Annotated in this window: 22 protein-coding genes and 1 tRNA gene; 13 read left to right on the top strand and 10 right to left on the bottom strand. The window is 72.0% G+C overall.

All coding sequences use genetic code 11. The annotated features are described in order from the left end of the window. Window positions 1–180 precede the first annotated feature (180 nt). Window positions 181–723 carry a cupin domain-containing protein gene (locus tag KBY81_RS06390; RefSeq protein WP_254973996.1) on the bottom strand — a complete coding sequence of 181 codons (543 nt, stop codon included), beginning with the start codon at window positions 721–723 and terminating at the stop codon, window positions 181–183. A 91-nt stretch (window positions 724–814) separates the two neighbouring features. Between KBY81_RS06390 and KBY81_RS06395 the strand changes: the two genes are divergently transcribed. Continuing rightward, window positions 815–1306: a LexA family transcriptional regulator gene (locus KBY81_RS06395; protein ID WP_254975998.1), complete on the top strand. Its 492-nt coding sequence runs from the start codon at window positions 815–817 to the stop codon at window positions 1304–1306. Window positions 1307–1325: 19 nt separating this feature from the next. Here KBY81_RS06395 and KBY81_RS06400 read toward each other — a convergent pair whose 3' ends face one another. Beyond that, window positions 1326–1529: a hypothetical protein gene (locus tag KBY81_RS06400; RefSeq protein WP_106222707.1), complete on the bottom strand. Its 204-nt coding sequence runs from the start codon at window positions 1527–1529 to the stop codon at window positions 1326–1328. Window positions 1530–1666: 137 nt separating this feature from the next. On the opposite strand from KBY81_RS06400, the gene KBY81_RS06405 reads away from it, so the two are divergent. Then, the gene (locus KBY81_RS06405; RefSeq protein WP_254973998.1) at window positions 1667–1948 is read left to right on the top strand and encodes a hypothetical protein; all 282 of its coding nucleotides are present in this window, start codon (window positions 1667–1669) and stop codon (window positions 1946–1948) included. 24 nt (window positions 1949–1972) lie between these two features. Here the strand turns inward: KBY81_RS06405 and folP are convergent, their stop codons facing one another. From folP to KBY81_RS06420, 3 genes are read right to left on the bottom strand one after another with little or no spacing between them, the layout of a single operon-like run. After that, the gene (gene folP, locus KBY81_RS06410; RefSeq protein WP_254975999.1) at window positions 1973–2836 is read right to left on the bottom strand and encodes a dihydropteroate synthase; all 864 of its coding nucleotides are present in this window, start codon (window positions 2834–2836) and stop codon (window positions 1973–1975) included. 25 nt (window positions 2837–2861) lie between these two features. Next, entirely contained in the window at window positions 2862–3623 is a 762-nt protein-coding gene (gene tpiA, locus KBY81_RS06415) for a triose-phosphate isomerase (protein ID WP_015108454.1), read from the bottom strand. Window positions 3624–3633: 10 nt separating this feature from the next. Then, window positions 3634–3852, bottom strand: coding sequence for an RNA-binding S4 domain-containing protein (locus KBY81_RS06420; protein ID WP_106222704.1), 219 nt, complete (start codon window positions 3850–3852; stop codon window positions 3634–3636). Between the two features lie 40 nt (window positions 3853–3892). Between KBY81_RS06420 and KBY81_RS06425 the strand changes: the two genes are divergently transcribed. Then, complete coding sequence (locus KBY81_RS06425; RefSeq protein ID WP_254974005.1) at window positions 3893–5632, top strand: ABC transporter ATP-binding protein; 1740 nt, start codon at window positions 3893–3895, stop codon at window positions 5630–5632. Window positions 5633–5703: 71 nt separating this feature from the next. After that, window positions 5704–5934, top strand: coding sequence for a DUF6447 family protein (locus KBY81_RS06430; RefSeq protein WP_015108457.1), 231 nt, complete (start codon window positions 5704–5706; stop codon window positions 5932–5934). Window positions 5935–5946: 12 nt separating this feature from the next. Here the strand turns inward: KBY81_RS06430 and KBY81_RS06435 are convergent, their stop codons facing one another. Continuing rightward, window positions 5947–6624 carry a DUF3386 domain-containing protein gene (locus tag KBY81_RS06435; protein WP_254976000.1) on the bottom strand — a complete coding sequence of 226 codons (678 nt, stop codon included), beginning with the start codon at window positions 6622–6624 and terminating at the stop codon, window positions 5947–5949. 22 nt (window positions 6625–6646) lie between these two features. Next, window positions 6647–9970: a carbamoyl-phosphate synthase large subunit gene (carB, locus tag KBY81_RS06440; RefSeq protein WP_254976001.1), complete on the bottom strand. Its 3324-nt coding sequence runs from the start codon at window positions 9968–9970 to the stop codon at window positions 6647–6649. A gap of 122 nt (window positions 9971–10092) precedes the next feature. On the opposite strand from carB, the gene KBY81_RS06445 reads away from it, so the two are divergent. The 7 genes from KBY81_RS06445 (at window position 10093) to KBY81_RS06475 (ending at window position 15089) form a co-directional block, all read left to right on the top strand. Continuing rightward, on the top strand, window positions 10093–10728 hold the full coding sequence (locus KBY81_RS06445; protein ID WP_015108460.1) for a DUF3318 domain-containing protein: 636 nt from the start codon (window positions 10093–10095) through the stop codon (window positions 10726–10728). Beyond that, window positions 10721–11107 carry a ribosome silencing factor gene (gene rsfS / locus KBY81_RS06450; protein WP_106222700.1) on the top strand — a complete coding sequence of 129 codons (387 nt, stop codon included), beginning with the start codon at window positions 10721–10723 and terminating at the stop codon, window positions 11105–11107. Before KBY81_RS06445 ends, rsfS begins: the two co-directional genes overlap by 8 nt. Window positions 11108–11118: 11 nt before the next feature. Then, the gene (locus tag KBY81_RS06455) at window positions 11119–11637 is read left to right on the top strand and encodes a CGLD27 family protein (protein WP_254976002.1); all 519 of its coding nucleotides are present in this window, start codon (window positions 11119–11121) and stop codon (window positions 11635–11637) included. 31 nt (window positions 11638–11668) lie between these two features. Beyond that, on the top strand, window positions 11669–12652 hold the full coding sequence (locus tag KBY81_RS06460) for an asparaginase (RefSeq protein WP_106222698.1): 984 nt from the start codon (window positions 11669–11671) through the stop codon (window positions 12650–12652). A gap of 64 nt (window positions 12653–12716) precedes the next feature. Then, window positions 12717–12793, top strand: a tRNA-Met gene (locus tag KBY81_RS06465). Between the two features lie 131 nt (window positions 12794–12924). Continuing rightward, window positions 12925–13395 carry a hypothetical protein gene (locus tag KBY81_RS06470; RefSeq protein WP_254976003.1) on the top strand — a complete coding sequence of 157 codons (471 nt, stop codon included), beginning with the start codon at window positions 12925–12927 and terminating at the stop codon, window positions 13393–13395. Window positions 13396–13418: 23 nt separating this feature from the next. Further along, complete coding sequence (locus tag KBY81_RS06475) at window positions 13419–15089, top strand: GMC oxidoreductase (RefSeq protein WP_254976004.1); 1671 nt, start codon at window positions 13419–13421, stop codon at window positions 15087–15089. 234 nt (window positions 15090–15323) lie between these two features. Here the strand turns inward: KBY81_RS06475 and KBY81_RS06480 are convergent, their stop codons facing one another. Together KBY81_RS06480 and KBY81_RS06485 are read right to left on the bottom strand one after the other, a co-directional pair. Then, complete coding sequence (locus KBY81_RS06480) at window positions 15324–15557, bottom strand: DUF2811 domain-containing protein (protein WP_106222696.1); 234 nt, start codon at window positions 15555–15557, stop codon at window positions 15324–15326. A 395-nt stretch (window positions 15558–15952) separates the two neighbouring features. Next, window positions 15953–17074, bottom strand: coding sequence for a sirohydrochlorin chelatase (locus KBY81_RS06485; RefSeq protein ID WP_106222727.1), 1122 nt, complete (start codon window positions 17072–17074; stop codon window positions 15953–15955). 97 nt (window positions 17075–17171) lie between these two features. Here KBY81_RS06485 and KBY81_RS06490 point away from each other — a divergent pair, with 97 nt between their 5' ends. Beyond that, the gene (locus KBY81_RS06490) at window positions 17172–17822 is read left to right on the top strand and encodes a ParB-like protein (RefSeq protein ID WP_106222695.1); all 651 of its coding nucleotides are present in this window, start codon (window positions 17172–17174) and stop codon (window positions 17820–17822) included. Between the two features lie 19 nt (window positions 17823–17841). On the opposite strand, the gene KBY81_RS06495 is transcribed toward KBY81_RS06490, so the two are convergent. Further along, window positions 17842–19149: a Rieske 2Fe-2S domain-containing protein gene (locus KBY81_RS06495; RefSeq protein WP_254976005.1), complete on the bottom strand. Its 1308-nt coding sequence runs from the start codon at window positions 19147–19149 to the stop codon at window positions 17842–17844. A gap of 128 nt (window positions 19150–19277) precedes the next feature. On the opposite strand from KBY81_RS06495, the gene KBY81_RS06500 reads away from it, so the two are divergent. Continuing rightward, a complete protein-coding gene (locus tag KBY81_RS06500) occupies window positions 19278–21362 on the top strand; it encodes a cation:proton antiporter (RefSeq protein WP_254976006.1) in 2085 nt (694 codons plus the stop codon). The last annotated feature ends 53 nt before the right edge of the window (window positions 21363–21415 follow it).

The raw sequence follows: 21415 nt of genomic DNA on the forward strand, positions 1-21415 counted from the left end.
GCCCCCGGCGGCGCGTGCCGTCAGCGGCCCGGCGGGCCCTGCCGATGCCCAGCGGCTCTCCGCAACGGGCACAGACCATGCGACCCGCCAGGCTGCGGTCGGCCCGCACGGCCCAACTGCCGCACCTCGGACAGCCCATCCCTCACCCGATCCATCAGGCCCCCATGGTGACGGAATGGCCTAGAGCAGCGTCGGATCGGCGCCGGCGGGCCGCTCGGCCGGGGGGAGATCGGCCATCAGACGGAAGTCCTCGAACGCGAAGCCCGGCCCCACGCAGCAGTGCACCAGACTCCACCGCCCCCGGCTTCGGGCCGCCTGCCACCAGAGCGCCGGCACGATCTGCAGGGGGCCGGCGCCCGGATCCCCCGCCGCAGCGGCGGCGTCACCGGCCGTGTCTGCGGTCGTGTCACCGGCGGCGTCCGTGGCGGCGAGCGGGCCCAGCCACAGTCGCTCGGCCGTGCCGCCCTGCGACGGCAGCCGCCAGAGGTCGAGGGGGTCGCCGCCGGCGTGGTGCCAGACCTCATCCGCCCCCGCCACCTGATGCCAGCGGCTGAGCTGGCCCTCGGCCAGCAGGAAGGCGATCACCGTGAGTCCGGCGCGCTGCCGTCCGTCCCCGGCCCGGTGCACCTGGCCGGGTGAGCGGTGCAGCTCCCGGTACCAGCCCCCCTCCGGGTGGGGCCGCAGGTCGAGGCGGGCGATCAGCGCCTCCGGAGTGGAACGCATGGCCGGGCGGGCGCGAGAGGGTCGCTGCCGATGATCCCGCGGCGACGGCCCATCGGAGTAGAACATCCGTACTGCTTTGACTCCCGGGCCGATGCGTCCCCTGCCTCTCCAGTCACCGCTGCCCCTGCGGGAGGGGGCGGAGGCCCTCTTCTGCCTGCTGGCCACGGAGGCGGTCAGCGCCGGTTTCCCCAGCCCCGCCGACGACTACGTGGAGGCCCGCATCGACCTCAATCTGGAGCTGATCCCCCGCCCGCTGTCCACCTTCTTCATGCGCGTCAGCGGCGATGCCATGCGGGGCGACGGCATCGTCGACGGCGACCTGCTGGTGATCGACCGCAGCGTCGATCCCCGGCCCGGCATGGTGGTGGTGGCGGTGCATGCCGGCGCCTTCCTGCTGCGCCGGCTGGCCCGGCGTGGCGGTGCGCTGTGGCTGGTGGCCAGCGACGGCACCAGTCCGCCCCTGCGGCTCACCGGCGACGAGGGGGGCGGCGCGGAGGGAAGCGACGGCGATGGCGCCGAGCTGTGGGGGGTCGTGATCCACGCCGTGCATCACCTGGCGGGCGCCCCCTCCCGGCGTCATTGATCAGCGTCCCGCAGCGGCGTCAGGGGTCGGTGCGACGGGGCAGGGCGCGCGGGTCGACAGGCAGGGCGGGCGGGGCCATCAGCAGGCCGCGGCGGCGCAGCTCGCGGCGGAACTCACCAGCCAGTCCGTCCGCCATCCAGAGCTTGCGCAGGTGGCCGAAGATCACCATGCAGCGCAGGGCGATGGTGACGCAGACGAGCACCTGCAGGCAGAGTTTCAGCACGGTGGAGGCAGGTGCGGCGCTGTGCTGGGGTCAGCCTAGGGGCGCCGGCGAGGGCCGGCCGCACCGGAACGGCGGAAACGGGCCGTCCAGGCGTCATGCTGGGTCGGTGGGCGGCAACGCCGCCGTGACCTGCCTCGATGATCGAGCCCCTGCCGGAGCTGAGCACCGCCGAACTGGAGACCCTGCTGGCGGCCCTCGACCCGCTCCTGGACGGCTTCGGCGAAGGGGGCTCCTGCCTGGATGACGCCAGCGCCTTCCTGGAACGGCTGGGCATCGGCCAGCAGGGCGACGACGGGGGCAGCCCCTCCCCCCTGCTCCAGTGGCTGGAGAGCTGGCGGGCCGCCGGCGGCAACCGGGCGACCCTGCGGCTGATGGTCCAGACCCTGCTGACGGGGCGCCAGGAGGAACCGGCCGACTGAGGGTCGCCGGATCCGGCGGACGGATCAGGCGCGGCAGAGGGCATCGGCCATGCGGGCCGTCTGCACGATCGGCGCCACGTCGTGCACCCGCAGCACATCGGCCCCGGCGGCGATGGCCTGGCCGCAGACCGCCGCCGTGCCCCAGAGGCGGGCCCGGGGGCGGGGCTCGGCCAGCACCTCGCCGATGAAGCGCTTGCGGGAGGGCCCCACCAGCAGGGGGAACCCCTCGGCCCGCAGCAGGGCCAGGCCCCGCAGCAGGGCGAGGTTGTGGGCGGTGGTCTTGGCGAAGCCCAGCCCCGGATCCCAGAGGATCCGCTCCGCACGCACCCCCGCCGCCAGGGCCCGGTCGGTGACCCGCAGCAGCTCCTGCCGCACCTCGGCGACCACGTCGCCGTAGCGGGCCAGGCCGTCCATGGTGCGGCTGTCGCCGCGGCTGTGCATCAGCACGCAGGGGCAGTCCGCGGCCGCCACCACCGCCAGCAGATCGGGATCGCGCCGGCCGGCGCTGACATCGTTGATCCAGTGGGCTCCGGCGGCCAGGGCGGCTTCGGCCACCGGGGCGCGGAAGGTGTCGATGGAGAGCAGGGGGCCGCCGGCTTCCGGGGGCGGCAGGGCGGCCAGGATCCGCCGCAGGGCGGGCAGCACCCGGGCCATCTCGGCCTCCGCATCGATCTCGGCCGCCCCGGGGCGGGTGCTCTGCCCCCCCAGGTCGAGCAGGTCGGCCCCCTGGCGGTGCAGCCGCCGGGCCTGGCGCAGGGCCGCTTCGGGGGTCTCGTAACGGCCCCCGTCGCTGAAGGAATCGGGGGTGAGGTTGAGGACCCCCATCACCAGGGTGCGATCCCCCCAGCGGAACCCGGGCGGGGCGGCGACGGGGCCGACGGGGCTCACGGCGATCGGAACGGGGGGCGGGGGCTCAGGCCGCCACCGGCACCTGGTAGTTGGCGATGCGGGCGAAGCTGACCGGATCGAGGGAGGCACCCCCCACCAGCACGCCGTCGATGTCGCTCTGGGCCATCAGCATGTCGATGGTGGCGGGGTTGACCGAACCGCCGTACTGCACGACCACCTCGGGATGGCCCACCCAGCCGCGGATCAGGCCGCAGATGCGGTTGGCCTCCTCGGCGGCGCAGGTCTTGCCGGTGCCGATGGCCCAGATGGGCTCGTAGGCCACGATCAGGCGCAGGGGGTCGATGCCCTCCAGCCCCTGCTCCACCTGGCGGTGGATCACCCGCTCGGTCTCGCGGGCCTCGCGCTGGTCGTCGCTCTCGCCCACGCACAGGATCGGGATCAGCCCCGACTTCTGGGCCGTCCGGGCCCGCAGGTTGATCTGCTCGTCGGTTTCGCTGAAATACTTGCGCGGCTCGCTGTGGCCCACGATCGCGTGGGTGACGCCATGCTCGAGCAGCATCGGCGCCGAGATCATGCCGGTGTAGGCGCCGCTCTCCTCCCAGTGCACGTTCTGGCCGGCGATGGCGACACCGGCGCCGGCCAGGTGACGGCAGAGGGTGGGGATCGCCGTGAACGGCGGGGCCAGCACCACCTCACGGTCGTCGGGCAGATCGGCGATCAGGGGCCGGAAGCTGGCCGCAAACGCCCGCGCCTCGGCGCAGGTCATGTGCATCTTCCAGTTGCCTGCGATGACGGCCTTGCGCACGTGGTCTCCCGGCAGCGACATTCGAGGCAGGTTAAGGCGTGGGGCCGCCGCCTCCCCCGCGCTCCAGCCGCGGGGAGAGCATCAGCACCTCCCGGCCGTCGATCGCCACCGCATCCCCGGGAGCCAGCTGGCGACCGCGCCGGGTCTCGATGGCACCGTTCACGCTCACGTCCCCCCGCTGGATGCGCTGCTTGGCCTCGCCGCCGGTGCCGACGAGGCCCTGCCATTTGAGGAACTGATCCAGCTTCACCGTCGGGGGGGCGCCCGGAGAGCGCTGATAGGGTTCGTCGATGCTTGCACCCTCGCCGGCCGGCTTCCGCAGGCTCTGGCCGCTGCTGAAGCCCCACCGGCGACCCCTGCTGCTCGGGGGGTTGTGCATGCTGGTGTTCGTGGGCTGCTGGCCCCTGCTGGCCTGGCTCGCCGGCCAGCTGATCCCGGCCATCGGCGCCGGCGACTTCAGCAAGGTGCTGCGCAGCGTGGCGGCGGCCCTGGCGGTGTTCCTGGTGCAGAAGATTGCCCAGTTCGGCCAGGACACCCTGCTGGCGGGCCCGGCCCTGCGGGTCAGCCAGGAGCTGCGCCGCCAGCTGTTCGCCCGCCTGCAGCGGCTCGACTTCGGCGCCCTGGAGAAACTCTCCGCCGGTGATCTCACCTACCGGCTCACCGAGGACGCCGACCGGGTCGGGGAGGTGATCTACAAGACGATCCAGGACACCACCCCCAGCGCCCTGCAGCTGGTTGTGGTGCTGGGCTACATGATCTGGCTCGACTGGCCCCTGGCCCTGGCCACCCTGCTGCTGGCGCCGCTGGTGGCGCTGATGGTGAGCGCCTTCGGGGCCCGGGTGATGACCGCCGCCGAGCGCAGCCAGAAGCAGGTGAGCGACCTGGCGGCCCTGCTGGGCGAGGCGATCGGCGGCCTGCCCCTGGTGCGGGCCTTCGCCGCCGAACCCTGGCTGCAGGAGCGCTTCGACACCGAGATCGACCTGCACCGCCGCGCCCGCTATCGCACCCTGGAGCTGCTGGCGCTGCAGCATCCGGTGGTGGGCTTCATCGAAGCGGCCGGGATCCTCTCGGTGCTGCTGATCGGGGCGGCCCGGATCAAGGCCGGCGGCCTCGACAGCCAGGGCTTCAGCAGCTATGTGGCGGCGCTGCTGATGCTGATCGATCCGATCTCCCACCTGACCACCAACTTCAACGAGTTCCAGCAGGGCCAGGCCTCGCTGCGGCGGCTGCGGGCGATCGAGAACGAGCCGGTGGAACCGCCCGACCACCCCGATGCCAGGCCCCTGGGGCGCGTGTCCGGGGAGCTGGTGCTGGACGGGGTGAGCTTCGGCTACCAGAGCGGCAGTCCGGTGCTGCGCCAGCTGGATCTCCACATCCGTCCGGGCCAGGTGGTGGCCCTGGTGGGGCCCTCCGGCGCCGGCAAGAGCACCCTGTTCTCCCTGCTGCTGCGCTTCAACACCGCCCAGAGCGGCCGGGTGCTGCTGGATGGCCAGAACCTGGCCGACCTGCGGGCCCGGGACCTGCGTCGGGCCGTGGCCCTGGTGCCCCAGCAGAGCAGCGTCTTCTCCGGCACGGTGGCCGAGGCGATCGCCTTCGGGCGTCCCGCCAGCGCCGAGCAGATCCGCCAGGCGGCCCGGCTGGCCAATGCGGCCGACTTCATCGAGAGCCTGCCGGGCGGCTACGACAGCCGCCTCGAGGAGCGGGGCAGCAACTTCTCCGGTGGCCAGCTGCAGCGCCTGGCGATCGCCCGGGCCGTGCTGGGAAACCCGGCGGTGATGCTCCTCGATGAGGCCACCAGCGCCCTGGATGCGGAGGCCGAGGAGGCCGTGCAGCAGGGCCTGCAGCAGGCCATGGCGGGCCGCACCGTCCTGGTGATCGCCCACCGCCTCGCCACGGTGCAGGAGGCCGATCTGATCGTGGTGCTCGACGGCGGCCGCATCGTCCAGCAGGGCAGCCACGACGAACTGATGGCCAGCGGCGGCCGCTACCGCGAGCTCTGCGAACGTCAGTTCATCCGCCTGGAAGCCTGAGGGCAGGCGTCGTCCCCGCCGGGAGCCGGCGGTCCTGCCACCTACGCTGGCTCCGCACCGAGTCCAGAGCCTTGCAGACCCCCAGCCAGCAGCCCCCCGTGCTGACCTTCGAAGGCAAGCGTTACGACCTCAACGGCCTGCCCGACGACGTCAAGGAGATGGTGCGGGGGATGCAGGTGGCCGATGCCCAGCTGCGCATGCATGAAGACACCCTCAAGGTGCTGGCGGTGGGCCGCCAGGCCATGGCCATGCAGCTGAACGAGCGCCTCCAGGGCATCCCCACCCTGGAGGAGCCGGCCTGAGGCCGCCGGGGGTCAGCCCAGGGGCGCCAGGTCCTCGAAGCGGAACACCTGGCGGCCGGCCGGCGTGTCGCCATGGGCCTCCGTCTCCACCACCCGCTCGCTCAGCACCCAGGGGCCCTCGCCCGCCAGGGGCACGAAGGTGTCGGTGAACCGGCTGGTGCCGCCGCGGGCCTCGCCGGTGGCGGGGTCGCTGTAGCGGCTCGTGTAGGTGTGGCTGAGGTAGCCGCTGCCGGTGTCGGTGACGCTCTCGGTGAAGATCGTCACCACGGTGCCGTGGATGTGGCGGTGCACCATCGTCACCACGTTGTCCTTGATGCGGTAGCGGTCGCCCTCGGCCTTGCCGCCCATGATCACCTCGGTTCCCACCGCATCGGTCCCGCCGGCGGTGAAGGTGTTGGCGCCGTGGGTCTGCTCGAAGGGGCGCCGCACCCGGTGGATCGCCACCTCCCACAGCTGGGAGGCGACCGCCTTGTGCACCTCTTCGTCGGCGATGCCCTCCACCGTCGCCTTGAGATCGGCGCCCACCTGGAAGGTGCCCTCCAAGCGCCGGTCGTCCTGCTCCCAGACGCAACGGCCGCCATAGCCGCCGAAGCCCGGCTCCCAGGTGTAGCGGTTCTCGTAGGCGGCGCGGAAGGCCTCGCGCAGGTCGGTGCCGGGGGCGATGGGCTGGGCGGCCAGGGTGCTGGTCACAGGGTCACAGGCGATCGGGCGATCACCCTACCCAGGGCGGGTGGATGTCCTGCAGGGCCGCCACCTCCACCTGCTGCTGCTGCTGCAGGGCGGCGATGGCCTCCACGGCGGCCCGGGCCGCCGCCATCGTGGTGACGGTGGGCACGGCGTAGTCGAGGGCGGCCAGGCGCAGGTAGCGGTCGTCGTGGGCGGCCTGGCGGCCCACCGGTGTGTTGACCACCAGCTGCACCAGGCCGGAGCGGATCGCATCCTCGATGTTGGGCCGGCCCTCGTGCACCTTGAGCACCGGCTCCACCGCCAGGCCGGCCTGGCTGAGCATCGCGGCGGTGCCATTGGTGGCGGTGAGGGTGAATCCCGCCGCCAGCAGGGCTCGGGCCACCGGCACCAGGGCGGGCTTGTCGCGGTCGTGGGTGGAGAGGAACACGCTGCCGCTGGTGGGCAGGGGCTCACCGGCGGCCAGCTCGGCCTTGGCGTAGGCCAGGCCGAAGCTGGCGGCGATCCCCATCACCTCGCCGGTGGAGCGCATCTCCGGCCCCAGCAGGGTGTCGGCGCCGGGGAAGCGCTTGAAGGGCAGCACCGCCTCCTTCACGGTCTGCCGCGGCGGCCGCGGCTCCGCCAGCAGGCCCAGCTCCGTGAGGGTGCGGCCGGCCATCAGCTGGCTGGCGATCTTGGCCAGGGGCACGCCGGTGGCCTTGGCCACGAAAGGCACGGTGCGGGACGCCCGCGGGTTGGCCTCGATGATGAACACCGTTTCGTTGCCGGCGCCGTCGTTCTGCACCGCGAACTGGAGGTTGATCAGGCCGCGCACCTCCAGCGCCAGGGCCAGCTCCGTGCTCCAGCGGCGGATCGTGGCCAGGGCCTCGGGCCCCAGCGACACCGAGGGCAGGGCGCAGGCCGAGTCGCCGGAGTGGATGCCGGCCGGCTCGATGTGCTCCATCAGGCCGCCGATCACCACCGTCCCCTCCCGGTCGCAGAGGGCGTCCACGTCCACCTCGATGGCGTTCTCCAGGTACTGGTCGATCAGCACCGGATGGTCGGGCTCCACCTGCACCGCCTCCACCATGTAGCGGTTCAGTTCCTCCTCGTCGAAGACCACCTCCATCGCCCGGCCGCCCAGCACGTAGCTGGGGCGCACCACGACGGGATAGCCGACGGCCGCCGCCACCGCGCGGGCCTCGCCGTCGTTGCGGGCCAGGCCGTTGCGGGGCTGGCGAATCTCCAGGCGCCGCAGGATCGCCTCGAACTGCTCCCGGTCCTCGGCCCGGTCGATCGATTCGGGCGAGGTGCCCCAGAGGCGGGTGCCGGTGGCGCGGCCCTCCTCGCTCTCCAGCCAGCGCAGCAGGGGGATCGCCAGCTTCAGGGGCGTCTGGCCGCCGAACTGGACGATCACCCCCTCGGGTTTCTCCGCCTCGATGACATTGAGCACGTCCTCCAGGGTGAGGGGCTCGAAGTACAGGCGATCGCTGGTGTCGTAGTCGGTGGAGACGGTTTCCGGGTTGCTGTTCACCATCACGGTGGCGAACCCGGCCTGCCGCAGGGCGAAGGAGGCGTGGCAGCAGCAATAGTCGAACTCGATGCCCTGGCCGATGCGGTTGGGCCCGCCCCCCAGGATCATCACCTTGCGGCGGGTCTCGGGGGTCACCTCGTCCTCGGGCGCCAGCAGGGTGAGGGAGCCATCGGCCTCAAGCCGTTCCAGGGGCCGCTCGTAGGTGGCGTAGTGGTACGGCGTGGAGGAGGCGAATTCGGCGGCGCAGGTGTCAACCGTCTTGAACACGGCCCGCACCCCCAGGGCCTGGCGCCGGCGGCGCACCGTGAGTTCGTCGCTGCCGGTGGCCCAGGCGATCTGGCGGTCGGAGAAGCCGGTCTGCTTGAGCTCCAGGAAGGCTCCGGCGTCGATGGCCTCAAGGGAACGGCCCCGCAGCAGGGTGGTTTCGACCGTCAGGATGCGGCGCAGCTTGGCCAGGAACCAGGGGTCGATGGCGCTGAGCCGGTGGATCTCGTCGTCGCTGCGGCCGGCCACCATGGCGGCGCGCACCGCATGGATCCGGTCCGGGGAGGGGATGCGCAGCTGCCGCTCCAGGTCGGCGGGATCCTGGGGGGGATCGGGGCGGTCGCAGCCCCAGCCCGCATGGCCCGTCTCCAGGGAGCGCAGGGCCTTCTGGAAGGATTCCTCGAAGCTGCGGCCGATGGCCATGGCCTCCCCCACCGACTTCATCGAGGTGGTGAGCACCGCCGGCGAGCCGCGGAACTTCTCGAAGGCGAAGCGGGGGATCTTGGTGACGACGTAGTCGATCGTCGGTTCGAAACAGGCCGGCGTGGCCCCGGTGATGTCGTTGACGATCTCGTCGAGGGTGTAGCCCACCGCCAGGCGGGCGGCGATCTTGGCGATCGGGAAGCCGGTGGCCTTGCTGGCCAGGGCCGAGCTGCGGCTGACCCGGGGGTTCATCTCGATCACCACCACGTCCCCGTTGGCGGGATTGATGGCGAACTGGATGTTGCTGCCACCGGTGTCGACACCGATCTCGCGGATGATGGCGATCGACTGGTCGCGCAGCCGCTGGTACTCCCGGTCGGTGAGGGTCTGGGCGGGGGCGACGGTGATCGAATCACCGGTGTGGACCCCCATCGGGTCGAGGTTTTCGATCGAGCAGACGATCACCACGTTGTCGGCGGTGTCGCGCATCACCTCCAGCTCGAACTCCTTCCAGCCCAGCAGGGATTTCTCGATCAGGATCTGGGAGACGGGGCTGGCCTCGAGGCCGCTCTTGCAGAAGGCCTGGAATTCCTCCGGGTTGTAGGCGATGCCGCCGCCCGATCCCCCCAGGGTGAAGGCCGGCCGGATGATGCGCGGGTAGGTGCCGATCGCATCGCCGACGCGGATCGCCTCCTCGAGGTCGTTAGCGATCCCGGACGGACAGACGGCCACGCCGATCCGGGCCATCGCCTCCTTGAACAGCAGCCGGTCCTCCGCCTTGCGGATCGCCGCCAGATCGGCGCCGATCAGCTCGACGCCGTAGGCCGCCAGGGTGCCGTTCTCCGCCAGGGCGACGGCCAGGTTGAGGGCGGTCTGGCCGCCCATGGTGGGCAGCAGGGCATCGGGGCGTTCCACCTCGATCACCCGGGCCACCACCTCGGGGGTCAGGGGCTCGATGTAGGTGCGATCCGCCAGGTCCGGGTCGGTCATGATCGAGGCCGGGTTGGAATTCACCAGCACCACCTCGTAGCCCTCGGCCCGCAGGGCCTTGCAGGCCTGGGTGCCGGAATAGTCGAACTCGCAGGCCTGGCCGATCACGATCGGTCCCGACCCCAGCAGCAGGATGCGCCTCAGATCCGTGCGGCGGGGCATAGGGCGTGGTCGGGCAAACCCGCCCAGCCTCTCACGGTCGCCGTCCCGACCGGCCTGCCGGCGCCGCTTCCACCGCAGGCAATCGCTAATCTGACGGGATACCTTCGCCCGAGACGCCGCCGATGAGCGAACTCCAGCGCCTGAAGGGGTTGCTGCCCCCTGAGATGCAGAGCTGGGTGTTCGTGGAAGCGGCCGCCTCCGTCGATCCGCCCCTGATCACCATCGAGGAGATCGGCCGCGATGAGGTGGAGATCCAGGTCGATCTGGAGAAATGGGACGCCCTCGCCCTGGATCACCGCAACCTGCTCTTCTGGCACGAGGTGGGCCGCATCCAGAACGACGCCATCCCCCGGGACGGCTGGGAGATGGCCGCCCTGGCCATCGGCCTGGGCGGTGCCATTGGCGAGCTGTGGGTGCAGGACGGCCTGCTGCTGGTGATGGCCCTGGGGCTCTCAGGCTTCGCCGGCTACCGCCTCTACCTCAAGAACAACTCCGAGAAGCGTCTCCAGGACGCGATCCTGGCCGACGAGCGGGCCATCGATCTGGCCTGCCGCTTCGGCTACAGCCTGCCCAACGCCTACAAGAGCCTGGGGGGCGCCCTCAAGGAGCTGGTGGAGCAGACCCGCAAGAAGCGCCGCCGCACCTTCTACGAGGACCGCCTCGAGGCCCTGCGCAAGAGCGCCGGCAAGGCCCGGGCCGAAATGGCCCAGCAGCAGGGCTCGCGCCAGTCGGTCACCAGCGAGAACGTCTATGGATAGCCGCGACCTGGCCCTGCTGGCCGCCGAAGCCTGTGACGACCGCAAGGCCGTCGACATCCGCCTGATCCGGGTCGATGAGGTGTCCTCCCTGGCCGACTGGTTCGTGATCTGCAGCGGCCTCAGCGACGTGCAGGTGCGGGCCATCGCCCGCTCCGTCGAAGACCGGCTGGAAACCGACGCTTCGCGCCTGCCCCTGCGGCGCGAGGGCCAGAGCGAGGGCCGCTGGGTGCTGCTGGATTACGGCGAGCTGATCGTGCACGTGCTCACCCCCCAGGAGCGCAGCTACTACGACCTCGAGTCCTTCTGGGGCCACGGCGAGCAGGAGCGTTACGTCGGTGCCCCCCTTGAGGTGGGCGGCGCCGGCCCGGTCGCCGGCTGAGGGGCGCAGCGATGGCCGCCGGCGTTCCGAGCCTGCCCAGCCAGGACACCCCCTGCCCGGTGCCGCCGGCCCAGCGGCCGCTGCAGGAGTACGACCAGCTCAGCCGCTCCTGGTTCTTCCACTGGCCCGCCCATGGCCCGACGGGTCTGTGGCGGGCCCTGGGCCTTGCCTGGCTGCTCTCCTTCCCCCCGGCGCTGCTGGTGGCCAGCGGCAGCCTGACGCTCCGCCATGAGCCCGTCCGGCTGGTGATCGCCGCGGCCACCGCCGCCGTGCTGCTGCCCATGGTGCTGCTGCTGCGCCAGTGGCTCGGTTGGACCTACGTGCAGAAGCGACTGGTCTCGGAGCGGGTGGAGTACGAGGAATCGGGCTGGTACGACGGCCAGGTGTGGGAGAAACCGATCACCTGGCGCCAGCAGGATCTGCTGGTGGCCCGCCACCAGGTGCAGCCGGTGCTGACCCGCCTGCGCCAGGCGGTCGCCATCGCCATCACCCTGATGCTGCTCGGGTCGGGGCTCTGCCAGGCTCTCTGAGGTCGGCCTCCGCGGATCCGCTTCCTCCCCCATGACCCTGTCCTCCAGCTTCGCCGGCCCGGGCCGCCCCGGCATTCCCCCCCTGGAGGTCCGCCTGCTGCGCAACGGCATCGTCGAGTCGCGGCACCGGGTGCACGCGGTGGTCTGCGACCAGCGGGGCCGGGTGCTGATGCGCGCCGGCGACCCCCAGCAGCTGAGCTTCGTGCGTTCCGCCCTCAAGCCCTTCCAGGCCACCGTGTTCGTGGGCAGCGGCGCCGCCGACCGGATGGGGGCCGGCGAGCGGGGCCTGGCGATCGCCTGCGCCTCCCATGCCGGCACCGCCCTGCATGCCCGGGAGGCGTTCAAGCTGCTCTGGGGTGCGGAACTCGACACCGAGGACCTCCAGTGCCCCACCCCCGCCGGCGCCAGCAGTCCGCTGGAGCACAACTGCTCGGGCAAGCACGCGGCCTTCCTGGCCGCCTGCCGGCAGATGCACTGGCCGCTCGAGAGCTACCTCCAGGCCGACCATCCCCTGCAACAGGCGGTCCTCAAGCGGGTCGGTGAGCTGCTGGGGCTGCCGGGGGCCGAACTGATCAGCGCCCGCGACGACTGCGGCGCCCCCACGCTGCAGCTGCAGCTGGCCCAGATGGCCCTGCTGTTCGCCCACCTCGGCAGCGGGGAGCAGGCCGACCTGGAGCGGCTCAGCCGGGCGATGCTCGCCCACCCGGATCTGATCGCCGGGGACGGGCAGTTCGACACCGAGCTGATGCGCCTGGCCCACGGCCAGGTGCTGAGCAAGGGGGGCGCCGAAGGCATCCAGTGCCTCAGCCGGGTGGGCGAAGGCATGGGGGTGGCCATCAAGGTGGACGACGGAGCCCGGCGGGCCAAGCAGGCCGTGGCCCTGCACCTGCTCGAGCAGCTTGAGTGGCTCACCCCCACCACCCTGGTGGAGCTGCGCCAGCGCTATCTGGCACCGGCCGACCACCTGCGCCTGGAGGTGATCGGTGAGCTGCGCTTCGACGGGGCCCGCCCCTGAGGCGGGGGCATCGACTGATACAATTCACAGGTGCGACGCGGACATCCGCCGACCACGTGTGCGACGCGGGGTAGAGCAGTCTGGTAGCTCGTCGGGCTCATAACCCGAAGGTCAGGAGTTCAAATCTCCTCCCCGCCACCAACTCCACAACCCTCCGAGGGTTGTAGCCCATCAACCCTCCAGCCATTCGCTGGGGGGTTGTTGTTGTAGGGCCATCGGCTGACCCGTCCGCCATGCTTCCGGTCCCACCCTTCCAGTTGGCTTCGATTCCGGTGCCGGCAGCGCAGGCTCAGGGGCCCCTGGCGCCGAAACCCCTCACCGCCCTGCCGGCGGACCTGCAACCCCTGGTGCGGGAGCTGAAGCGGTTCGGGTTCAGGGTTCAGATCAGCGCCCCCCCGGTGCGTGGCGCCTACGGACTGTTCGAGGCCGGGTCGCGAAGGATCTGGATCGCTCCGATCAGCTTCGAGCTGGGCATCGCCCGGCAGACCTTTCTCCACGAGGCGGTGCATGCGGCTCAGAGCTGTCCCACCGGAACCGTGACCCCGATCGGCTGGAGATTGCCGGTGCAGCCGGTGGTGCGCCAGGAGATCTCCGGCCTGCTCACCACCCACTACCACAACCATCGCGTGGCCGAACAGGAGGCCTTCTACCTCCAGGGTCAGCCCGATGCCGTCGCCCGACTGATGGAGGCCCTGCGCCGCCGTTGTGGCCTGCAGGGGCGGCCTGCGGCCGGTCCACCATGATGCCGGGACCGGTTAGCCTGCCGATGTCCGCTGTGCCATCCCCCACCGCCGGCAGTGACCTGCCGTGGGATGCCGTGGTGGTGGGGGCAGGGGCCAACGGGTCGGTGGCCGCCATGGTGCTGGCGGAGGCGGGGCTGCGGGTGCTGGTGCTCGAGGCGGGGCCGGACCTCTCCGCCCGTCGCGCCCTGGGCAGCGAACCGCTCAACAGCCTGCGCCGTCTCGCCCACCTGAGCAGCGGCCGCCAGCGCCTGCAGCGGCACCATCCGGGCTTCTGGAAGCACAACCCCGAGCTGTTCGTCGACGAACGGCAGAACCCCTACAGCACCCCACCGGACGCCCCCTTCCTCTGGACCCGGGGGCGCCAGGTGGGCGGCAAGAGCCTCACCTGGGGGGGCATCACCCTGCGCCTGTCGGAGGCCGAGTTCCAGGCGGGCCGGCGGGACGGCCATGGCCCCGCCTGGCCGATCGGCACCGCCGAGCTGGCGCCCTTCTATGACCGGCTCGAGACCCTGCTGGGGGTGCACGGCCAGCGGGACGGGCTGCCCCAGCTGCCGGACGGGCGGTACCTGCCGCCCCTGCCCTTCACGCCGGGGGAGAAGCACCTGCAGACGGCGATCGGTCGCGAGCTGGGGCTGCCCCTGATCCACTCCCGCGGTTTCCGCCTGCACCGGCCCACCCCGGCGGCACCCTGGCCCCCCTCCAGCGCCCAGGGCCGCAGCCTGGCCCGGGCCCTGGCGACGGGCCGGGTGCAGCTGCGCAGCGGTGCGGTGGTGAGCCATCTGGAGATGGACCGGAGCGGGCGGCGGGCCGAGGCGGTGGTGCTGGTGGACGCGGCCAGCGGCGGGCGGGAGCGCCTCGCCGCCCCCCTGGTGGTGCTCTGCGCCTCCACGATCGAAACGGTCCGGCTGCTGCTGCACTCGAGCGACGCCGTGCGCAGCGGCGGCCTGAGCGACCCCTCGGGCAGCCTGGGCCGCTACCTGATGGACCACATCTCCACCAGCCGCTTCTTCTCGATCCCCGCGATCGGGGCGCCCCCCGAACCGGCCGAGCTCTCCGGGGCCGGCAGCTGTTTCATCCCCAATACCGTGAACCTCGAGGAAGGCAGCTCGGAGGCCTTCCTGCGCGGCTACGGCATCTGGGCCGCCCTGCAGCGCTTCGATCCCCCCGCCCTGCTGCGCCGCCGGCCCGGGGAGGCGGTGGGCTTCCTGATCGGCCATGGGGAGGTGCTGCCCCGGGCCGGGAACCGGGTGAGCCTGGATGGTTCCCGCACCGACGCCTGGGACCTGCCCATCCCCCACATCGACTGCCGCTGGGGAACCAACGAGGCCGCGATGGTGGCCCACATGCAGGCGCGCATGGCAGCCGTGGTGGCCGCGGCGGGCGGCCGCATCCGGCCGATCGAGGAGCTGTTCGTGCTGCCGGTGCTCGAACCCCTGATCCGCAACAGCCTGGCGGTGCGTCCGGAGCCGCCGCCACCGGGCTACTACATCCACGAACTGGGCGGGGCCCGCATGGCCGAGAGCCCCGAGGAGGGGGTCGTCGACCCCTGGAACCGCTGCTGGGGGGCCGCCAATGTGCTGGTCACCGATGGGGCCTGCTGGCCCAGCGCCGGCTGGCAGAGCCCCACCCTCACCGAAATGGCGATCACCTGGCGGGCCTGCGCCGCCGCCGCCGCCGGGATGCGGCGCCACTGAACGGGCGGTCCGGTCAGGGAGCCGTCACAGCAGGGCACAGCTGGTGTCGATCACCACAATCTTGGCGGCCCCCCATGCGCACAATGACGGGGCGACCTCCAAAGGGTCGGGCAAGGGAGAAAACCATCGGCGGGGGTTGGCACCTCCGCTTTTTTTTGGCCCGCTGTCGGCCTGGCCCGGACGTCCGCCTGGCCCGTTCGATGCGCCTGGCCTGCCCAAGCCTCAGCCCCCGGGTCAGGGCTTCTGGAACAGCCCGTCGAGGTAGTGCTGGGAAACCACGGGCTCCTGGCAGCCGTTCTGGAACAGGAAGCCGGCCAGGGCGGAGGTGATGACGCTGTACTGGTCCCAGTGCGGATGGGCGTCGATGAACTCCCGCATGCCGGCGTAGAGCACCTCAGGCACCTCGGCTTCCAGGCTCACACTCGCCTCTTCGCCGCCGCACCCCGGGTGCTCAGGATCCATGGCCATGCTGCTGGGATTCCACTGAGTTCGCTCCAAGTACGCCACAGGGGATGGCCGGCGTCAAAATCCGGTCGTGGCGAGGCCCCGTTGGGCGCAGAGGATGAGACTCGCGGCCCCGGCTGGGCTGCCGGCGAGGTGTTGCAGAACACGGGAGCAGCGGACCGCCGGCGGCGGACCCTGTCAAGGCTGTTCCAAGCCATCCATGACTTTCCCCAGCCCTGACGTCCTGAAGCGGCCGGAAGGCCGAGATCTGTGGAAAAGTGCCGCAAATCGGGGGAAAACGGCACCGCCGTGGGGGAAACCCCCGAACCATCGGAACAAGTGATCAGAACTCAGTCTCTCTGGACCCAGAGAGAGATGAGACCGGCGAGGATGGCCCCCTGGCCTGGCCGCCCTGCAGGTCAGTCGGTCGACCGCCGCAGGGTGCGGGGACCCAGCGGGTGGTCGGCATGGGGATAGACGGGATGGTGGTGGTGATGATGGGCCTCCTCGCCGTGGCCATGGCCAGCCCCCGTGCCCCCCAGCGGAACGGGCACGCCGTCGGGTTGACAGGCCCCGGTGCATTCCCGCTCGCAGAGGGTGCAGCTCTCCACCAGCCCCTCGACATGGTGGTGGTGGCTGTGCTGGGGCGCCCCCACCTCCCGCTCGAACCCGAGCACCTGGGCCCGGTACTTGCAGAGCGAGCAGTTCATGGCCACATCGCCGCCGAGCACCTCGGCGACCCGCTCCCGGAAGGTGTCCAGCACCAGGGGATGGTCGCCCAGGTAGCCGGCCTGAACCATCTCCAGCTCGGGATGGTCGGCGGCCACCCGCTCGCTGTGCTGGCGGATCCGACTCACCAGCACCCCGGAGAACAGGAAGTACGGGAAGACGACGATGCGCCGGAAGCCGAGCTTGACGGCCTGGCGCAGGCCCGGCTCCACCAGGGGAAAGGTGACCCCGGAATAGAGGGTCTCCCCCCAGCCGAAGCCGAAGCCCTCCACCAGCATCCGGGTCACCTTGGCCACGTTGGAGTTGGCGTCCGGATCGGAGGAGCCACGCCCCACCACCGCCAGCAGGGTGTCATGCAGCGGCACCGGGCTGCGGCCGGCCGCGAGGGCGTCGGCGTCGGCGCTCTCGAGGGCAGCGCGGATGCGGGCGGCCGCGGCCTGGATCATCTTGAGGTCCACCCCAAGCTCCCGGCCGTAGTCGATGCGCAGCCCGGTCTCGGCGGCGTAGGTGTTGAGCACCGAGGGGATGTCGTTCTTGGCGTGGCCGGCGGCGAACAGCATCGCCGGCACGGCCAGCACGTGCCGCACCCCGCGCTGGCGCAGGGCGTCCAGGCCGTCGCGCAGGATCGGCCGGGCGAACTCCAGGTAGCCGTGGTCCACGGGTACCGGGGCGAGGTGGTGCTGGAGCTGGTGGGCCAGGGAGGCGAATTCGGCCACCGCCAGACGGTTGCGGCTGCCGTGGCCACAGACCAGCACCCCGATCGGGCCGTGGGGTCCCTCCGGAGCGATGGCTCGGTCAGGGGCGGTGGTCATGCACATCCGTGGCTGGCCTGACCCTATTCCCGGGGCTGAACCGTGGCGGTGAGGTCCGGCGCGGAGCGGTCAGGATGGGGTTCAGCCACCGGCACCCATGAGCCTGCACCTGCCCCCCTACCGGCCCCTGCCCCCTCCGGGTCCGAAGGCGGACCTGCTCAGCGTCGCCATCGCCGACCTGCGGCCCACCCAGATGTGCGTGGGCCTGGCCGAGGTGCGCAGCCGCCAGCAGGACTTCTCCCTGGAGACGGCGGAGCAGCGGCTGCGCTACCTGCGCGGCAAACCCGTTCCCCTCGTGCGCGGAGCGGGTGACGCGCTCTGGATGGTCGACCGCCATCACCGCCTGCGGGGACTGATCGAGCTGGATCCCGGCGCCATGGCCTACGGCTACCTGGTGCTCGATCGGCCCGCCGATCCGCCCCAGGCGGTGCTCGCCGAACTGCAGGCCCGGGGCTGGCTGTACCTCTACGACGGCCGCGGCCACGGCCCGTTGGTGCCCACGGCCCTGCCGCAGCGCCTGCCCGAGCTGCAGGACGACCCCTACCGCTCCCTGGTCTGGCGGCTGAAGAAGGAGGGCATGATCGATCCGGCCCCCCTGATCCCCTTCCACGAATTCCGCTGGGGAGCCTGGCTGCGCAGCCGCCCCCTGCCCCCCTTCAGCTCGGCCAATCTGGCCCCGGCCCTGGCGGCCGCCCGTTCCCTGGTGCGCTCCAGGGCCGCCTCCCACCTGGCCGGCTGGAAAGGCTGAACCGGCAGGTCCGACCCGCTCAGTCGGGACGGTTGCGGGGCGGTTCGCCATCCCCGGCCAGCAGCAGCCGCTCCCAGCGATCGAAGCGCCGGGCCAGCAGCACCGCGGCCGCCGCCAGCAGCAGGCCCGCGACCAGCACCGGGGGGGTCCGCCACCAGGCGATCGCCAGCAGGGCCAGCCAGGGGATGGCCTGCACCAGCGGCCGCCAGCGCCGCAGTCCCTCCAGGGCGCCGCGGCAGGAGGCGCAGTGCTGCCCGTGGCTGGTCCAGCGGTCCATCAGGGCCGCCCGATCGAGGCGGGGGGGCAGGGGCTGGCCGGGGAAGGGGTCGCCGTCGTGGTCGTTGACCCAGTCGTGCAGGGCCTTCACATAGACATCGGCGCCGGTGGCCAGGAAGAACGCCCGCTCGGCCCCGCCGCTGCGGCCCCGCCGCTCCAGCACCCGCTCCTGCCAGTGCAGGAACACCTGGTCGTCCTCGAGCACGGTGTGGTTGGCGATGTGCTGCAGCCAGCGGGGCCGCAGCCCCAGCAGCAGGGGAGGCAGCCGTGACTGGAACTGGAAGGGGAAGCGGGCGAACAGGCGGCACTCGCCGCGGCGGATCGGCGTCGCGTAGACCACCGTGAGGATGCGGGCGAAGCCGGGCGCCGTGAGGTCGTGCCACATCAGGCCGGGGGCGGCGTAGGTGGTGCGCTGGCTGCCGAGCTTGCCTTTGCGGGGGCCCTCCTCCCACAGGCCCGTGAACCCTTCCGGACCGGAGCCGGTGATCGTCGCCACCACCGGGGCGGCGTTCTCCCGCTTGCCCACGGTGCGGTGGTGGGTGAAGGGCACGTGGCTCATATCGAGCACGTTCTCCAGCAAGGTGAGGGCATCCATCGGCAGGTCCCGGAAGGTGTCCTGCACGAACCAGCCCGGCTCCTCCAGCACCGGCACCAGCGGCAGAGGCACCGCCGCGGCGTCGGCCGCCTCACCGGCGAAGACGAACAGCAGGCCCTGGGCCTCGGCGGTGGCGTAGGCCCGGCAGCGGGAGCGCACGGCGCTGGGGCTCGCCCCCGGCTCGGCCTGGGGAATGGCGGTGCAGTGGCCGTCACCGGCGAAACTCCAGCCGTGGTAGGGGCACTCCAGCTCGCCGCCGGCATTGATCCGCCCCTGGCTCAGGGGCACCAGCCGGTGCGGGCAGACATCGGCAAAGGCGCGCCAGAGCTGGCCGGCCCGGTCCCACCAGAGGACCAGGTCCTCACCCAGGAGGGTGAAGGCGGTGGGCCTGGCGGGATCGAGATCCCGCAGGTAGGACACCGGATACCAGTGCTGGTGCCAGGCGGTCTGCGTCATGGTGCCGATTCTGGTGGGGGGCGCGGACGGGTGCGGACCCGTTACGAGACGAGGCGGGGAGGGGACCGCCGGTGGCGGCGCTCCTAGGACGGCCTGGAGGACTCCCCTGCCGACCCTCCCGATCCCCCGTGGGCACCTTCCTGGCTGGCAATCCCCTGGCGATCTTCGCCCTGCTGCTGGTGCTGAGCGTGGTGGTGCCCCCCCTGGTGCGGCCGCTGCGGCTGCCCGATCTGGTGGGGCTGCTGGCGGCGGGGGTGGCGATCGGTCCCCACGGCCTGGGCTGGCTGGTGTCGACCAGCGAGACCGTGCGGCTGCTCTCGGATGTGGGGGTGATCTACCTGCTGTTCATCGCCGGGCTGGAGATCGACCTGGGGGAGTTCCAGCGCATCCGGGCCCGTTCCTTCCGCTTCGGGCTGCTCACCTTCACCCTGCCGATGCTGGCCGGCACGGTGCTGGGGTTCGTGTACGGCTACCCGGCCGTGAGCGCCGTGCTGATCGGCTCGATCCTGGCCTCCCACACCCCCCTGGGATACCCGATCGTGCGCGGCTTCGGCGCCATGCGGGAGGAGTGCGTCACGGTGGCGATCGGTGGCACGATCTTCACCGATATCGCCGCCCTGGTGGTGCTGGCCCTCTGCGTCAGCCTGGGGCAGGGCCAGCTGAGCACCGAAGGGGTGGTGGGGCTGCTGCTCAAGGTGGCCGTATATGCCGCCGCCGTGCTGCTGCTGATCCGCTGGCTGGGCCGGGGGCTGATCCGCCGCAGCGTTGATGGCGACAGCCGCCTGTTCGTCGCGGTGCTGCTGGCCCTGTTCCTGGCGGCGGTGGGCGCGGAACTGGCCGGTGTGGAGAAGATCGTCGGTGCCTTCCTCGCCGGCCTGGCCGTGAACGGTGTGCTGCCGGACGGCCGCGTCAAGGAGCAGGTGGTGGTGGTGGGGGCGAGCCTGTTCATCCCCCTGTTCTTCATCGATCTGGGCCTGCTGCTCGATGTGCCGGTGTTCCTGAGCACCATGACGGGCTCGGTCTTCGCCGTCGCCCTGATCCTGACCCTGATCGCCAGCAAGGGGCTGGCCTCCTGGTGGTCGGGTCTGCTGTACCGCTACGACGGGCCCCAGATGCTCACCCTCTGGTCACTGTCGATCCCCCAGGTGGCGGCCACCCTGGCCGCCACCTACGTGGGGTTCCGCCAGGGGCTGCTGGATGAGCGGATGCTCAACAGTGTGCTGGCCCTGATGGTGGTGACGGCGACCCTGGGGCCGATCCTGACCACGGTGGCGATGACCCGGATGGCCAGCCGCCGCTCCCGGGAGCTCAGCCTGCAGGAGACCGGCCAGCTGGCCCTGGTGCGACGGGCCCTGCGGGTGCTGGTGCCCGTCAGCGACGCCCGCAGCGAGGGGTTCCTGCTGGCGCTGGCCGGCCGTCTGATCGAGGGCGAGGCGGGCCGCCAGGGCCTGGTGCTGCCCCTGGCGGTGGTGTCCCCCCGCCAGGCCGGGGCGGGCCGCGGCCCCCATCCCCCCGTGGTGCACCGGGCCCTGGCGGAGGGGCGGCAGCGGCTGGAGCAGGCCGATGCCTGCACGGCGGCGGCGGGGGTGCCCAGCCGCTCCCTGCTGCGGGTCGACAACGACATCCCGGGCGGCATTGCCCGCACGGCCCTGGAGCAGGGCGCCGATCTGGTGCTGGTCGGGGTGGCGAGGGGCCCCCGCCTGGGACGCTGGCTGTTCGGCGATCTGGTGGCCGCCATCTGCCGCCAGGCCCACTGTCCGGTGGTGATGGCCCGGCTGGGGGAGGATCCGGCCGGCTTCCGGCGGCTGCTCGTGCCGGTGAAGGACCTCTCCGCCGGCGCCCTGGAGCAGTTCCAGCTGGCGGAGCGGCTGCTGAGGGGCTGCCCGTCCGGAGAGGGGGCCGCCATCACCCTGCTGCACGTGCACGAGCCCTGGCTGCCCCAGGCGGAGCGGGAGCGGCTGACCCGCCAGCTCCAGGCCTGGATCCCGTCCCCGCCCGGTACCGGTGGGGCCGTGCCGGTGGCGGTGGAACTCCTGGCCGATCCGAACGTGGCCGATGCGATCGAGCGCAGCAGCGAGAGCCACGATCTGGTGATCCTGCGCTCCCTGCGGCGCCTGGTGGAGGGCCTGCCGATTCCCGCCAGCGACCAGGCCACCGGGCTGCTGCGGCGGCTGGCCTGCTCGGTTCTGGTGATCAGCGATCCACTCCACTGACCCCGGCACTGATCCGGGGCCATGAGTAGACAGAGGGGAGAACCCCAGCTCCC

The sequence above is a fragment of the Cyanobium sp. Lug-B genome (assembly GCF_024345635.1).
GTDB classification, from domain to species: domain Bacteria; phylum Cyanobacteriota; class Cyanobacteriia; order PCC-6307; family Cyanobiaceae; genus Cyanobium; species Cyanobium minutissimum.

Excerpts from the sequence above, each read along its gene's own strand:
- KBY81_RS06390 (WP_254973996.1), bottom strand. The coding sequence starts at position 723 with ATGCGTTCCACTCCGGAGGCGCTGATCGCCCGCCTCGACCTGCGGCCC.
- KBY81_RS06395 (WP_254975998.1), top strand. The coding sequence starts at position 815 with ATGCGTCCCCTGCCTCTCCAGTCACCGCTGCCCCTGCGGGAGGGGGCG.
- KBY81_RS06405 (WP_254973998.1), top strand. The coding sequence starts at position 1,667 with ATGATCGAGCCCCTGCCGGAGCTGAGCACCGCCGAACTGGAGACCCTG.
- tpiA (WP_015108454.1), bottom strand. The coding sequence starts at position 3,623 with ATGTCGCTGCCGGGAGACCACGTGCGCAAGGCCGTCATCGCAGGCAAC.
- KBY81_RS06425 (WP_254974005.1), top strand. The coding sequence starts at position 3,893 with ATGCTTGCACCCTCGCCGGCCGGCTTCCGCAGGCTCTGGCCGCTGCTG.
- carB (WP_254976001.1), bottom strand. The coding sequence starts at position 9,970 with ATGCCCCGCCGCACGGATCTGAGGCGCATCCTGCTGCTGGGGTCGGGA.
- KBY81_RS06445 (WP_015108460.1), top strand. The coding sequence starts at position 10,093 with ATGAGCGAACTCCAGCGCCTGAAGGGGTTGCTGCCCCCTGAGATGCAG.
- rsfS (WP_106222700.1), top strand. The coding sequence starts at position 10,721 with ATGGATAGCCGCGACCTGGCCCTGCTGGCCGCCGAAGCCTGTGACGAC.
- KBY81_RS06455 (WP_254976002.1), top strand. The coding sequence starts at position 11,119 with ATGGCCGCCGGCGTTCCGAGCCTGCCCAGCCAGGACACCCCCTGCCCG.
- KBY81_RS06460 (WP_106222698.1), top strand. The coding sequence starts at position 11,669 with ATGACCCTGTCCTCCAGCTTCGCCGGCCCGGGCCGCCCCGGCATTCCC.
- KBY81_RS06475 (WP_254976004.1), top strand. The coding sequence starts at position 13,419 with ATGTCCGCTGTGCCATCCCCCACCGCCGGCAGTGACCTGCCGTGGGAT.
- KBY81_RS06480 (WP_106222696.1), bottom strand. The coding sequence starts at position 15,557 with ATGGCCATGGATCCTGAGCACCCGGGGTGCGGCGGCGAAGAGGCGAGT.
- KBY81_RS06485 (WP_106222727.1), bottom strand. The coding sequence starts at position 17,074 with ATGACCACCGCCCCTGACCGAGCCATCGCTCCGGAGGGACCCCACGGC.
- KBY81_RS06490 (WP_106222695.1), top strand. The coding sequence starts at position 17,172 with ATGAGCCTGCACCTGCCCCCCTACCGGCCCCTGCCCCCTCCGGGTCCG.
- KBY81_RS06495 (WP_254976005.1), bottom strand. The coding sequence starts at position 19,149 with ATGACGCAGACCGCCTGGCACCAGCACTGGTATCCGGTGTCCTACCTG.